This is a genomic window from Roseateles sp. (assembly GCF_046300915.1).
Taxonomy (GTDB): domain Bacteria; phylum Pseudomonadota; class Gammaproteobacteria; order Burkholderiales; family Burkholderiaceae_C; genus Kinneretia.
Window position 1 is genome coordinate 1 of sequence record NZ_JBKCLH010000079.1, and the last position, 12,910, is coordinate 12,910.

13 protein-coding genes and 1 tRNA gene are annotated in these 12,910 nt (G+C 69.8%); 5 read left to right on the forward strand and 9 right to left on the reverse strand.

From position 1 onward, the window contains the following. Positions 1–255, forward strand: a 255-nt coding sequence (locus tag ACK5F2_RS05970) for a hypothetical protein (RefSeq protein ID WP_409863479.1), incomplete at its 5' end; no start/stop codon positions are given. Between the two features lie 31 nt (positions 256–286). Here the strand turns inward: ACK5F2_RS05970 and ACK5F2_RS05975 are convergent. From ACK5F2_RS05975 to ACK5F2_RS05985, 3 genes are all read right to left on the reverse strand, one after another. Further along, positions 287–1,441 (reverse strand): glycerophosphodiester phosphodiesterase family protein, encoded by a 1,155-nt coding sequence (locus tag ACK5F2_RS05975; protein WP_409863480.1) that lies wholly within the window; start codon positions 1,439–1,441, stop codon positions 287–289. Positions 1,442–1,544: 103 nt separating this feature from the next. Next, on the reverse strand, positions 1,545–2,537 hold the full coding sequence (locus ACK5F2_RS05980) for a 2-dehydropantoate 2-reductase (RefSeq protein ID WP_409863481.1): 993 nt from the start codon (positions 2,535–2,537) through the stop codon (positions 1,545–1,547). Between the two features lie 64 nt (positions 2,538–2,601). Then, positions 2,602–3,321, reverse strand: a complete 720-nt coding sequence (locus tag ACK5F2_RS05985; RefSeq protein WP_409863483.1) for an IclR family transcriptional regulator — start codon at positions 3,319–3,321, stop codon at positions 2,602–2,604. A 60-nt stretch (positions 3,322–3,381) separates the two neighbouring features. On the opposite strand from ACK5F2_RS05985, the gene ACK5F2_RS05990 reads away from it, so the two are divergent. From ACK5F2_RS05990 to ACK5F2_RS06005, 4 genes are all read left to right on the forward strand, one after another. Then, on the forward strand, positions 3,382–4,311 hold the full coding sequence (locus ACK5F2_RS05990; RefSeq protein WP_409863485.1) for a hydroxymethylglutaryl-CoA lyase: 930 nt from the start codon (positions 3,382–3,384) through the stop codon (positions 4,309–4,311). Continuing rightward, positions 4,308–5,504 (forward strand): CaiB/BaiF CoA transferase family protein, encoded by a 1,197-nt coding sequence (locus ACK5F2_RS05995; protein ID WP_409863486.1) that lies wholly within the window; start codon positions 4,308–4,310, stop codon positions 5,502–5,504. Before ACK5F2_RS05990 ends, ACK5F2_RS05995 begins: the two co-directional genes overlap by 4 nt. A 57-nt stretch (positions 5,505–5,561) precedes the next feature. Next, positions 5,562–6,689, forward strand: coding sequence for a diguanylate cyclase (locus tag ACK5F2_RS06000; protein WP_409863487.1), 1,128 nt, complete (start codon positions 5,562–5,564; stop codon positions 6,687–6,689). A gap of 97 nt (positions 6,690–6,786) precedes the next feature. Beyond that, complete coding sequence (locus ACK5F2_RS06005) at positions 6,787–7,233, forward strand: VOC family protein (protein ID WP_409863488.1); 447 nt, start codon at positions 6,787–6,789, stop codon at positions 7,231–7,233. A gap of 28 nt (positions 7,234–7,261) precedes the next feature. On the opposite strand, the gene ACK5F2_RS06010 is transcribed toward ACK5F2_RS06005, so the two are convergent. From ACK5F2_RS06010 to rsmB, 6 genes are all read right to left on the reverse strand, one after another. Then, positions 7,262–7,594, reverse strand: a complete 333-nt coding sequence (locus ACK5F2_RS06010) for a hypothetical protein (protein ID WP_409863489.1) — start codon at positions 7,592–7,594, stop codon at positions 7,262–7,264. Between the two features lie 178 nt (positions 7,595–7,772). Continuing rightward, positions 7,773–7,848, reverse strand: a tRNA-Phe gene (locus ACK5F2_RS06015). A 61-nt stretch (positions 7,849–7,909) separates the two neighbouring features. Continuing rightward, positions 7,910–8,716 (reverse strand): response regulator, encoded by an 807-nt coding sequence (locus ACK5F2_RS06020; RefSeq protein ID WP_409863490.1) that lies wholly within the window; start codon positions 8,714–8,716, stop codon positions 7,910–7,912. Positions 8,717–8,729: 13 nt separating this feature from the next. Continuing rightward, on the reverse strand, positions 8,730–11,012 hold the full coding sequence (locus ACK5F2_RS06025; protein ID WP_409863491.1) for an ATP-binding protein: 2,283 nt from the start codon (positions 11,010–11,012) through the stop codon (positions 8,730–8,732). After that, positions 11,009–11,587, reverse strand: coding sequence for a DUF4390 domain-containing protein (locus tag ACK5F2_RS06030; protein WP_409863493.1), 579 nt, complete (start codon positions 11,585–11,587; stop codon positions 11,009–11,011). The genes ACK5F2_RS06025 and ACK5F2_RS06030 overlap by 4 nt, the downstream gene beginning before the upstream one ends. A 4-nt stretch (positions 11,588–11,591) precedes the next feature. Then, positions 11,592–12,910 (reverse strand): 16S rRNA (cytosine(967)-C(5))-methyltransferase RsmB (gene rsmB, locus ACK5F2_RS06035; protein ID WP_409863494.1); only part of this gene is annotated, 1,319 nt, incomplete at its 5' end.

The window sequence follows — 12,910 nt, forward strand, 5'->3', positions numbered from 1 at the left end:
CCGCCCGCCCCCAGCCGCGTGGTGGGCGCCGGCCACTGGGCCGGGGCCGCGGCCCTGAGCGCCCTGGCGCCCTATGCCGAGCCCATCATGGCCGAGCAGGACTGCGGCCTGCTGCTCTGGGATGCGCCGGCCCTGCGCGCCGCACTGCAGGAGGCCGGCTGCGAGGCCGCCAGCCTGGAGCCGCGCCTGCGCCAGGCCCTGCCCGCGGGCGCCCTGGCCGAAGGGGCGCTCGCGCGCTGGCTGGCCCGGGGCTGAGCCGCCCGCGCCGCCCGCACTGCTTTAGCGCTCAGCGCTTGGGCGGCAGGGCCGCGCGCGCCAGATCGGGCTGGTCGCTGAAGAAGCCGTCCATGCCCGTGGCCAGGAAGCGGCGCAGCTGGCCCGCCATATCGCCCAGGGCGCCGGGCGCCTTGTCGGCGCTGTTCTGGAAGTCCTTGGGCAGGAAGCTGTTCTCGGCGCGGAAGGTCCAGCCATGCACCACCAGGCCGCGGCGCTGCGCCTCGGCCACCAGGGGCGTGGGCTCGGCCGCGAGCTGCTGGGCCTGCAGCGGGATGATCAGGTTCAGGTGCGGGCCGATGCCGTTGGCGTAGCGTTTGATGAAGTCCAGGCCCGCGGGCTGGGCCAGCTCGGCATAGCCGCGCGCATCGCCGGCCAGGGTGAAGTCATAGGGCTTGCCGCTGGCGCTGAGCAGCTGCACCAGGCGCAGCTGGGTCTTGCCGCGCAGGTACTGCAGATTGGCCACCTCGAAAGACTGGATGAAAACCGGCGCCTCGGGCCGGTTGCCCCAGGCCGCGTGCAAGGCCTTGAGCAGGGTGTCTTCCATGCGCGGCAGGCCGGCCGCATCCGTGAAGGCCTTGAAATAGCTGGGGTGCTTGGTCTCGGGGTAGATGCCCACGCCGCGCGCCTTGGCCAGGGCGATCACCTCGTCCAGTGTGGGGATGGGCAGGCGGTCATCAAAGGCCTTGTTGGCCAGACGCAGATCGCGCAGGCGCTCCTGAGCGCGAATGTCGGCGCGGATCTCGGCCGCGGTGAAGTCCTCGGCAAACCAGCCCGCCATCGGTCGGCCATCGACCTGCTTCACCGTCAGGCGATCCGCGTACTTCTCCAGCTGCCAGACATTGCTGCTGGTGTCGGTGCGATGCAGCACCGGTTTGCCGTCCACGCCGCGCTTGATCGTGCGGCCATCGGCCTCCAGCTCCACGCGCGCCAGCAGCGGCTCGTGGCGCGCCAGCAGCACCCCGTCCTGGCTCATGACCAGATCGGGTTCGATGTAGTCGGCGCCCTGCTCGATGGCCAGCTCGTAAGCCGCCAGCGTGTGCTCGGGTCGGTGCCCGCTGGCGCCGCGGTGGGCGATCAGCAGGGGCTGGGCCAGGGCCCAGCCGCCGGACAGGGTCAGCAGCAGGGCGGCGACCCAGGATCGAACAGCAGGGGTCTTGATCGGCATGGCGCTCTCCTTCTTGGGGTACACGCCGGCCATGCTGCCAGCGCGCCGTGACAGAGCGCCCCGGCCCGCCCAAGGCCTGGGCGCTCTGCGCATGCAGCAAAGCTCAGTACAAACCGCGCGTGCGCGCCATCAGTCGCGTCAGGCCCAGCATGGCATCGGTATGGGGCGTGGGCAGGTCCAGCTTCTGGGCGATTTCGCGCACCACGGCGACCAGGGCGTCCAGCTCCAGCGGGCGGCCGGCCTCGGTGTCCTGGAGCATGGAGGTCTTGAAGGCCCCCAGCTTGCGCGTCACCTCGTGGCGCTGCTCGGGCGTCTGGTCCACGCCGCAGCCGATGCGCGCACCGATCTCGGCGGCTTCGCGCATCACGTTCGTGACGAATCCGCGCACCAGCTCGTCGTCCAGGATGCGATCGGCCGTGGCCCCGGTCAGGGCCGAGATGGGGTTCATGGTCATATTGCCCCAGAGCTTGAACCAGATGTCGCGCTGGATGCGCTCCGAGACCGTGGCATTGAAGCCGGCGCGCTGCAGCAGGGCCGCGAGCTGCTCCACATGCGCGGGCCGGCCACCGGCCGGATCGCCCAGGATCAGGCCCATGCCCATCACATGCCGCACGCGGCCGGGCTCGGGCGTGGCGCAGCTGGCGTGCACCACCGAGCCGATCACGCGCTCGGCCGGGATCTGGGCGGCGATCAGGCCGCCCGGGTCCACCGTCTCCAGGGCCTGCCCCTCCAGCGGACCACCCAGGCCGCGGAAGAACCACCAGGGCACGCCGTTCATGGCCACCAGCACCCGGGTTTCGGGGCCCATCAGGGCGCGCACGGCCGGCGCCACTGCCGCCAGGGCCGGGCCCTTGACGGCCACCACCACCAGATCCTGCAGGCCCAGGGCCTCGGTGCTGTCGCTGGCCTTGAGAGGCACGCTCAGGCTCTCGCCGGTCGGCGTGTCCAGACGCAGGCCCTGGGAGCGCAGGGCAGCCAGCGTGGCACCGCGCGCCAAGGCACTGAGTTGCACCTCTGCGCCCAGCTTGTGGCCCAGATAAGCGCCGAACCAACCGCCTATGGCGCCCGCCCCCACGATGCACACCTTGAAACTCATGCTGCTTTCCCTCGCTTGACTTGTTCACACCGGCGCTGCGCCGGATTGCGCCCGCGAATCTACGTCAGTTCTGCTCCGACCCCAAGCGACGGCTGAGCCGAGCCGCGGCCTGGCGCAGGGTCTCGCCCAGGCCGGGCTTGAGCCGGCTGCTGGGCAGGCTCAGGGTCAGGGCGCCCACCAGCTCGCCGCCAGCGCGGAACACCGGCGCGGCCAGGCCGGCCAGACCCTGGACGCGGTCGCCATCCAGCTCGGCCAGGCCCTCGGCGCGTATGCGCTCATAGAGCTTGCCGCGCGCGCCGCCATAGGCCAGCAGCAGACGCCCACCCGCGCCGCGCTCCAGGGGCAGCAGATCGCCCGCGCACAGATGGTCGCGCAGGGGCTGGGGCGAGTCCACGCGGTACAGGCACAGGCGCTGCTCGCCCTGGCGCACATGCAGGGCCGCGCTCTCGCGCGTGCGGGCCACCAGGGCCTGCAGCACCGGCATCACCTCGGCCTCCAGCGAGAAGGAGGCGGCGTAGAGGCCGTGCAGCCGCGCCAGGCCCGGCCCCAGGGCATAACGCCCGTCAGCCCGCCGCTGCAGCAGCTGCGCATGCTCCAGCGAGGCCAGCAGGCGCAGGGCCGTGCTCTTGTAGAGCTGGGTGCGCTCGGCCAGCTCGCTCAGGCTCAGCGTGCTGTCACCGGCGCGAAAGGCATTGAGCAGGCTCAGGGCCTTGTCGGCCGCGGCCACACCGCCAGGCGCTGCTTCGGTGTCGGCCAGGGAGGGGGTGGCGGCTTTGCGGGGCATGGTTGACGGGGCTGGGGTCGAAGGCGATACTTTTCAGAACTCTGTTCCATTGGATAGAACATGTCAAGCAGCACCCAGGAACCCGAGGTCCTGATCAGCGAGGTGGGCCCGCGCGACGGCCTGCAGAGCGTGGCCACCACCATGCCCACGGCCGCCAAGCAGCGCTGGGTGGCGGCCCTGCACGCCGCCGGCCTGCGCGAGATCGAGCTGGGCTCCTTTGTGCCGGCGCGCCTGCTGCCCCAGCTGGCCGACACCGGCGAGCTGATCGCCTTTGCGCGCGGCCTGCCCGGTCTCGCCACCCTGGCCCTGGTGCCCAACCGGCGCGGGGCCGAGGCCGCCATCGCCGCAGGCGCGCACAAGATCAGCCTGCCCATCTCGGTGAGCGAGGCCCATTCCCTGGCCAATGTGCACAAGACCCCGCAGGCCATGCTGGAGGAGCTGCGCAGCGTGCTGGCCCTGCTCCGCGAGCAGGCACCCGCCCTGGGCGTGGAGGTGGGCCTGTCCACCGCCTTCGGCTGCACCCTGCAGGGCGCGGTGAATGAAGACGCCGTGATCCGCCTGGCCCTGGCCTGTGCCGAGGCGGGGGCGGACGATGTGGGCCTCTCGGACACCGCCGGCATGGCCAACCCGGCCCAGGTGCGGCGGCTCTTCACGCGCCTGCGCCGGGAGCTGGGCGAGCGCGCCGGTGCCGCGCACCTGCACAACACCCGCGGCCTGGGCCTGGCCAACTGCCTGGCCGCCTACGAGGCCGGCGTGCGCACCTTCGACGCCTCCCTGGCCGGCCTGGGCGGCTGCCCCTATGCGCCCGGCGCCTCGGGCAATGTGGTGACCGAGGACCTGGTCTTCATGTTCGAGGCCATGGGCGTGCGCACCGGCATAGCCATCGAGCGCCTGCTGGCCGCCCGCGCGCCGCTGCGCGAGGGCCTGCCCCAGGAGGCGCTGTACGGCATGCTGGCCGAGGCCGGCCTGCCCAAGGGATTCACAGCATGAGCGACATCAGCCACAACAAGCAAGACCTGCCCCTGGCCGGCATCCGGGTGATCGAGTTCACCCATATGGTGATGGGCCCCAGCTGCGGCATGGTGCTGGCCGATCTGGGCGCCGAGGTCATCAAGGTGGAGCCGCTCAGTGGCGACAACACGCGCCAGCTGCTGGGCTCGGGCGCGGGCTTCTACCCGCTCTTCAACCGCAACAAGAAGAGCCTGGCCCTGGACATCAAGCAGCCGCGCGGCCTGGAGATCGTGCTCAAGCTGCTGGCCAGCGCCGATGTCTTCAACGAGAACTTCAAGAGCGGCACCATGGACCGCCTGGGCCTGGGCTATGCGGCGCTTTCGGCCCTGAACCCGCGCCTGATCTATGTCTCGCACAAGGGCTTTCTGCCCGGCCCCTACGAGCACCGCACCGCGCTGGACGAGGTGGTGCAGATGATGGGCGGCCTGGCCTATATGACCGGCCGGCCGGGCGATCCGCTGCGCGCCGGCAGCTCGGTAAACGACATCATGGGCGGCATGTTCGGCGCCATCGGCGTGCTGGCCGCCCTGCAGCAGCGCCACACCAGCGGACGCGGCCAGCAGGTGCCGTCGGCCCTGTTCGAAAACAATGTCTTGCTGGTAGCCCAGCACATGATGCAGTACGCCATCACCGGCAAGCCGGCCGCGCCCATGCCCGAGCGCATCTCGGCCTGGGGCATCTACGACGTCTTCACCGTGGCAGGCGGCGAGCAGATCTTTCTGGCCGTGGTGAGCGATACGCAGTGGGCCCTGTTCTGCCAAGCCTTCGGCTTTGACGATCTGGGGGCCGACGCCACGCTCGCCAGCAACAACCTGCGCGTCCAGGCCCGCGCCCGCCTGATCCCCACGCTGCGCGAGCGCCTGGCCGCGCGTCCCGCGGCCGAGATCGCCGCGGTGTTCGAGGCCCAGGGTCTGCCCTTCGCGCCAATCACCCGGCCCGAGCAGCTTTTTGACGACCCGCATCTGCAGGCCACCGGCGGCCTGGCGCCCAGCACCTTGCCGGATGGTCGGGAGACCCGGATGCCCCTGCTGCCCCTGAGCCTGGACGGCCAGCGCCTGCCGCTGCGCCGGCCCGCGCCCCAGCTGGGGGCCGACAACGAGGCGCTGCTGGCCGCGCTGGGCTATGGCGAGCAAGAAGTCGCAGCCCTGCGGTCCGAGGGCGTGGTGCTCTGAGCACAAAGCCCCGGCTGGGCGGACAATGTCGGCCAATTCGCGCCCTCACCCACCGCCTTGTCCCACGCCACAACCGCGCTCAGCACCGCCCTGCCGCCCTATGCCCAGTGGCAGGCGGAGCGCGCCTGGCCGGTACTGCGCTTTGTCTATGGCATCGGCGGCCTCATCCCCCTGCTCTACCTGCTGGGCGACTGGTTGATCGAGCCGGCCGCGGCCGAGGTGCGGACCCTGCGCTTTGTCTATCTGGGCTTCTGGGGCCTGCTGAGCTGGCTGACGTTCAGGCCGGGGCGCCAGCTGCCCCTGGCCCTGTCCTACCCCCTCTACACCCTGGTGGGCGTGGGCTTTGCCTGCGTGATCGACGGCAAGCTGCTGGACCGCCCCGAGTTTGTGCTGGCCACGTCCCTGCTCTATCTGATGGGCCTGCTCATCGCCAAGGCCCCGCTCTGGCTCAATCTGGCCTGCGGCGGTATCACCGTGCTGGTCTGCGCCACCATGCTGAGCTGGCTGGGGCTGGACGCCACCACCATACGCCGGGTGGTCTTCTTCCACGGCCTGTGGGCCGGCGTGGTGGGCACGGCGGCCTGGGTGGTGCAGCGGCTGAACCGCCAGCTCTACGTCGCAGAGCGCGAGCTGCGCCAAACGCTGGCCGCCAACCAGCATCTGCTGGCCGAGACCGAGAAGCTGGCGCGCACCGACCCACTCACCGCCCTGCCCAATCGCCGGCAGTTCTTCCGCAGCGGCGAAGCCGCCTTGGCCGAGAGCCGCTGCAGCGGCCAGCCCCTGGCCCTGCTGGCGCTGGACGTGGATCACTTCAAGCGCATCAACGATCAGGGCGGTCATCAGCTGGGCGATACCGTGCTGCGTGAGGTGGCCCAGTGCTGCCGCGCCAGTCTGCGCAACACAGACCTGGCGGCTCGCATCGGTGGCGAGGAATTCGCCCTGCTCCTGCCCGCCACCGATCTGGCCCAGGCCCAACAGCTGGCGGAGCGGCTGCGGCAGGAAATCGCCGCGCTGCAGCTGCCGGCGGCCGTGACGGTCAGCATAGGCTGCGCCGAACTCTCTCCCGAGATGGACAGCGTGGATGCGCTGCTGGCTCGGGCCGATGAGGCCCTCTACGCCGCCAAGGAAAACGGGCGCAACCGCGTCAGCAGCGCCCGCCGCGTTCTGCTCACACCCGGCCACTGAGCCAGGCGCCAAGGCCTCACCGGCACGCGCCCTGGGCTGAGCGGGGACAATGGAACATTGAACCCGCCAGATCCGGCGTCACTCCCGAGTTCCAGCCATGAAATACCTGCACACAATGGTCCGCGTCGAGAACCTCGACGCTTCGCTCAAGTTCTACCGCGATGCTCTGGGCATGGTCGAGATGCGCCGCACCGAGCACGAGGCCGGCCGCTTCACCCTGGTCTATCTGGCCGCCAGCGGCGATGAGGCCGGCAAGTACCAGCCCCAGGTCGAACTGACCTACAACTGGCCCGATGCGGACGGCAAGGCCGAGGCCTACACCGGCGGCCGCAACTTCGGCCACATCGCCTTTGCCGTGCCCGATATCTATGCCGCCTGCCAGCGCCTGGCCGACCACGGCGTGACCATCCTGCGTCCGCCGCGCGATGGCCGCATGGCCTTTGTGCGCTCACCCGACCAGATCTCCGTCGAGCTGCTGCAGGACGGCCCCGCCCTCGCCCCAGCCGAGCCCTGGGCCTCCATGCCCAATACCGGCAGCTGGTAAGAGGCCCGTAGAGGGTCTGGGTCTGGCCCTAGCGCCAGGGAGGTGTCAGCGGCTTCTTGCCCAGCGCAGCCTCCCAGGCCTGCATGGTGCAGCTGCTCACCCAGGGGCCAGCATTGCCCCCCTGAGCTTGCGGCGCCGGCGGCCGCGGATCGGACAGACGGCGACGGAAAAACAAGGCCGTCGCGCGCTTGAAGTTCTCCAGCACCTCGGCCGAGCTGGGCTTGGCTTTGTGGCGCCCGCCCAGAATGCCCACGCCTTGACGCGCACGCAGGGGCAGGACCTGCCCCGCCTTGGATCCGCTCTCGGGCGCGTCGTGCTGCGCAGCCCCATCTTGCGGCAAGGAAACACAAGAAACATCCATGCGCCAAGCATGGCGCGCAGGCGCGCATCGAGCAATCCCGCCTCGGTGGGAGGCCTGGGCGATAGATGTATTGATGGGCCTCAAGACAAGACCGCAGCTGACCCAAGCCGCAGCTAGCGTGACGCTGCACGCGCCCAAAGCAAAAACCCCTGACTCTTTCGAATCAGGGGTCTGCGTTTGGTGGCCAAGGGCGGAATCGAACCACCGACACGCGGATTTTCAATCCGCTGCTCTACCAACTGAGCTACTTGGCCTTTGTTCTTTTTGCTGATCAATCTGTCTTGATCAGCGAAGACCGAGACTATAACACAGCTTTCAGAGCCCGCCACCTCTTTTATTGCGAGAAAGATCCACGCCCAGCTGCTTGAGCTTGCGATAGAGGTGGGTGCGCTCCAGGCCGGTCTTCTCGGCCACGCGGGTCATGGAACCGCATTCCTTGGCGAGGTGGAACTCGAAGTAGCTCTTTTCGAAGGCATCGCGGGCCTCGCGCAGGGGGCGGTCCAGCTCGAAGAGCTGCTCGGATGCCAAGCCAGAGGCCGGCAGACTGCCGTTGAGCACATTGGCACCGCCCATAGCTGCAGCCTGCATGCCGCCCCCGACCATGCCCAGGCCTGACGCCCCATGCGCGCCCATGCCGACCGCGGCACCCGCCATGGCTGACGAGGCCTCGGCACCGCGCCCGTAGCTCATAACAGCGGCGCCCACGGACAAGCCGGGTGCGGCCCCCAGGGCGCCCGCCGGCGCCACGGTTCTGGGCGCTGTCTTGACCAGGGCCTGCTCCACCGCGCGCAGAAGCTTCTGCAAGGTGATGGGCTTCTCCAGGAAAGCGATGGCGCCGAATTTGGTGGCCTCCACCGCCGTGTCGATGGTGCCGTGACCACTCATCATGATGACGGGCATGGTCAGCTGACCCGTGCTGCCCCACTCCTTGAGCAGGGTGACGCCATCAACGTCGGGCATCCAGATATCGAGGAGCACCAGATCCGGCCGCATGCGCTCGCGCGAGGCGCGAGCCTGGGCGGCGTTCTCGGCCAGCTCGATGGTGTGACCTTCGTCGGTGAGGATCTCGGACAACAGGGCACGAATGCCCAGCTCGTCGTCAACTACAAGAATGGTTGCCATGTATGCCTGCTGTTCACGCGGCCCTGTGCGCGATGCCGGCGTCGGCCGGGCCCGGTGCAGTCGCGAATTTTGAAAATGATAACGAAACTTGAGCCCCCACCGGCGGCAGCGTCTCGTCCGCCTGTGGATAGGTGTTGGCCAGACGGACCCTCGCACCATGTTCGTCGGCGATCTTCTTCACCACGGCCAGGCCCAGTCCCGTGCCCTTGCTCTTGGTCGTGACGTAGGGTTCAAAGGCCCTTTTGAGCACCTTGTCGGCGAAGCCCGGGCCATTGTCCAGGACTTGCAGTCGCAGCGAGCGCAGCTCGCCGGCTTCATTGCTGGTCTTCTGGGTGCGCAAGGTGACATGGCCATCGCCACGGTCCGCCACCGCATCCAGCGCGTTCTGGACCAGATTGTGTATGACCTGGCGCAGCTGGGTAGCGTCCCCCAGGATGGCCGGCGGCTCGCTGCACAGATCCGCCTGCAGGCGGCCGCTCTCCTGGGCCTCGGCGTAGAGCATCAGCACCTCGCTGGCCAGGGCATTGAGGTCCAGGGGCTTCAGCTGGGCCGAGGGCAGACGGGCGTAGTCGCGGAACTCGTTGACCAGCTGCTTCATGGCCTGCACCTGGTTGACGATGGTCGCGACCGAGCGCACCAGCATGGCCTGGTCATTGCCTTCGAGCTTGGCCTCCAGCTTGTGCTGCAGGCGCTCGGCCGAGAGCTGGATGGGCGTGAGCGGGTTCTTGATCTCGTGGGCCAGGCGGCGCGCCACCTCGCTCCAGGCGGCCGAGCGCTGGGCCGAGACCACCTCGGAGATGTCGTCGAAGACCAGCAAGCGGCCGTGCGGTGGCAGCTGGGCGCCACGCACGAGCAGGGTCAGGGTGTCCTGGTTCGGATCCGGCTGCAGCTCGAAGGCGTCTTGCCAGGTGCCGCGCTCGCCGGCCTCGGGGCTGTCGCCCAGCTGCTCGAAGCGATGCCAGACGCTCTGGGCAAAGCCCTGCAGCGGGGCCAGCTCCTCCAGGCGACGCCCCTGATAGGCCGAGAGCGGCAGGCGCAGGATGCGGGTGGCGCCGGGGTTGACGGTCTCGATCTGGCCCTGGGCATCGAAGACGATGACGCCGGCGGTCAGATTGTCCAGGATGGTCTGCAGATTGCTGCGGGCTGCCTCCAGCTGCAGCACACTGCGCTCGACCTGGGCGCGCGCCTCGGCGAGCTGGTCGGTCATGTCGGCGAAGCTGCGGGTCAGGCCGCCCAGCTCGTCGCGCGAGGTGAGCACGGGCTTGGCCGAGAGATCGCCGGTGGCCACCTGGCGCATGCCATCGGCCAGCAGCAGCAGGGGGCGGGCCAGCTGATTGCCCAGGGTGATGGCCAGCAGCATGGCGGCGAACACGGCCAGGATCAGCACCAGGGTCAAGGTGCCCAGATACATGCGGCGCAGGCCGTCGCGCTCCAGGGCTCGCTGCTGATACTCGCTGCTGGCCGTCTGCACCGCCAGGGCGTTGCCCACCACCTGGGACGGCACGCGCTGCACCACCATCAGGTAGCGATCGCTGCTTCCCAAGCTGAACTCGCTGCTGGGCAGGCGTGCCAGGGCGCGGATCCGAACCGGACTTTGCGAGGCCAAGGCTTGCACCTCATCCTCCAGCCCCTCCAGCTGACTGGCGCTACCGGCCGATCGAGCCTGACGCAGCAGGGCGGGCGCCGGACGGTCGGGCGTGAGCGTGCTGGCATCGCCCCCCACGGCCATCAGGATCTGGCCATTGCCCCCCACCAGGGCCACGGTGCGCGCGCCCAGCTGCTCGCGCAGGCGCTCCAGCCCCAGCAGCTGCACCGGCTGGCCGTTCGCCGCCGCTTCGGCCAAGCGTTCGGCCGCATCCAGGGTCTTGCCTGCCGTGTCATTGACCAGGCCGTCCAGGGTGCTGCGTCCCAGGTTCAAGCCAGCCTCCAGGGCGCCGGCCAGGCGTACATCGAACCAGCTCTCGATGCTGCGATTCACGAACTGGTAGGACACCGTGTAGATCAGCAGGCCGGGCACCAGGCCCACCAGGGCAAAAATGCCCGCCAGCTTGAGCAGCAGACGGCTGCCGAACTGAGCCCGGCGCACCCGCAGCAGCAGTCGCACCGAGGCCGTTCCAATGACCAGGATCAAGACCCCCGCGACCAACGCATTGAGCCAGAACAGCCAGACGTAGTGCCGCTCAAAGAACCCGCGAGGCGTGGTCGCGCCGATGGACAACAAGAAAGCCAACACGCCGCAGGCCCCGGTCACCACCACCAGGGAGAGCAGCCAGGCCCAGCGCGCCGCACGCGTCATGGCTTGCTCGGACTCAGCAACTCGGGCGAGAGGGTCAGGCTGCGCTCAACGCTCAAGGCCCAACCCTGGGGTGAACCCAGACCGATCTGCATGGGCCGGGGCAGCTGGCTGGTGTCCAGCCGGTAGCTGAACTCCAGATAGTGGCGGGACTCTTCATCCAGGTCCTTGAGATCCGCCAGCCGCCACGCCGCCACCCCGCGCATCGAGGCCAAAGCCTCGGTCAGGCTGGAAAAGCTCTGATTCAGCCCCCCGGTGGAGACGCGGTACTGCCGGGTCAGCGGCTGCCACGCCAGGCGCCAGCTGCGCGAAACCTGGGCCACCCGGGCATCGCGCCAGTACCAGCGCGAGCGCAGCAACGAGGCCTCGGCCACAAAGTAGATGGGCACGCCCTTCATCAGCGCGTCTTCCACTGCACGGGGCAGCTCGAAGCGGGTGCTGAAGCTCAGCACCAGCGCCTCCTCCCGACGTTCCACCACCAGCTGGCTCAGCTCCACGCCATCGGCACGGGCCGGCGCTCCGGGCAGCAGGGCCAGGAGCAGCAGAAAAACAGCAAACAGGCGTGAAACCGGGAGCAAGGGCTTAGTTCTTCCGCAGCAAGGCGTAGAAGAAACCGTCGACCATCGCGGCCCCCTCGCCCTGTGGGACTGCATTGTCAGCCAGGGGCAGCAGATGCCCCGTGACGCCTTGCACCATCTGCGAGCGCGCGTCGGCATGGCGTTGCAAAAATGCATCGACCTGCGCCTGCCCCTCGGTCTTGAAGATGGAGCAGGTGGCATAGACCAGGCGCCCGCCCGGCTTGAGCAGGGCCCAGAGCGCGTCCAGCAGCTGGGCCTGGATCTGGGCCAGGGCGCCGATATCGCCCGGACGGCGCAGCCAGCGCACATCCGGATGACGGCGCACGATGCCGGCCGCGCTGCAGGGCGCGTCCAGCAGGATGGCGTCAAAGGGCCGACCGTCCCACCAGGCGGCGGTGTCGCGGGCGTCGGCGGCCTTGAGCGCCACCCGGCCGGGGGCCTGCAGCTGCAGACGCTGGAGGTTGTCCTGCACCCGGGCCAGGCGGCCGGCGTCGGCATCCAGGGCCAGCAGCTCCAGATCGGGGCGCAGCTCCAGCAGGTGCGCGGTCTTGCCCCCGGGGGCGGAACAGGCGTCCAGCACCCGGGCGCCGGGCGGCAGGGCCTCCAGCGGGGGCAGGTGTTGCTGGGCCGGGCGCGGGTCCAGCAGCAGGGGGGCGGCCAGCTGGGCGGCGGCGTCCTGCACCGAGACGGCGCCCTGGGCAAAGCCCGGCAGCGCACTCACGGGCTGGGGCTTGTCCAGCACCAGGGCCTGGGGCGCCAGCGGCCCCACGGGGCGGGCCGTCATGCCCAGGGCGGCCAGGCGCTCCTGATAGGCCTGCACGCTGCCCTGGCGGCTGTTGACGCGCAGGGTCATGGGCGGGTGCTGGTTGTTGGCGCGCAGCACGGCCTGCCACTGGCTGGGCCAGTCCTGGCGCACCCGCTCAATCCACCAGGGCGGATGGTTGTAGGCGCCCTGGGGGTCGCGCTCGGCGGCGCGCACCGTGGCCTCGCGCTCGCGCAGAAAGCGGCGCAGCACCGCATTCACGAAACCGGCGCTGGCCGGGGCGCGCTGGCGCGCGGCCTCCACGGCCTGGTCCACCACCGTGTGTTCGGCATAGAGCGGCGCCTCGCCCGTGGGCCAGAGCAGGGCCAGGGCGCCGGTGAGCAGGCTGTCCACCCGCGGCGGCGGATTCTTGGGCGCCAGCACGGCGCGCGCGGCCTGGGCACTGCCCCACAGGCGCAGCACATGGAAACTCAGGGCCTGGGTGGCCGGGCGCAGCTCGGCCGGGCAGCGGGCCAGCACATCGGTGAGCGAGCGCCCGTCGCGCACGGCCTGCAGGGCAT

Excerpts from the sequence above, each read along its gene's own strand:
- ACK5F2_RS06010 (WP_409863489.1), bottom strand. The coding sequence starts at position 7,594 with ATGGATGTTTCTTGTGTTTCCTTGCCGCAAGATGGGGCTGCGCAGCAC.
- ACK5F2_RS06020 (WP_409863490.1), bottom strand. The coding sequence starts at position 8,716 with ATGGCAACCATTCTTGTAGTTGACGACGAGCTGGGCATTCGTGCCCTG.
- ACK5F2_RS05980 (WP_409863481.1), bottom strand. The coding sequence starts at position 2,537 with ATGAGTTTCAAGGTGTGCATCGTGGGGGCGGGCGCCATAGGCGGTTGG.
- ACK5F2_RS06005 (WP_409863488.1), top strand. The coding sequence starts at position 6,787 with ATGAAATACCTGCACACAATGGTCCGCGTCGAGAACCTCGACGCTTCG.
- ACK5F2_RS05995 (WP_409863486.1), top strand. The coding sequence starts at position 4,308 with ATGAGCGACATCAGCCACAACAAGCAAGACCTGCCCCTGGCCGGCATC.
- ACK5F2_RS05985 (WP_409863483.1), bottom strand. The coding sequence starts at position 3,321 with ATGCCCCGCAAAGCCGCCACCCCCTCCCTGGCCGACACCGAAGCAGCG.
- ACK5F2_RS06025 (WP_409863491.1), bottom strand. The coding sequence starts at position 11,012 with ATGACGCGTGCGGCGCGCTGGGCCTGGCTGCTCTCCCTGGTGGTGGTG.
- ACK5F2_RS05990 (WP_409863485.1), top strand. The coding sequence starts at position 3,382 with ATGTCAAGCAGCACCCAGGAACCCGAGGTCCTGATCAGCGAGGTGGGC.
- ACK5F2_RS05975 (WP_409863480.1), bottom strand. The coding sequence starts at position 1,441 with ATGCCGATCAAGACCCCTGCTGTTCGATCCTGGGTCGCCGCCCTGCTG.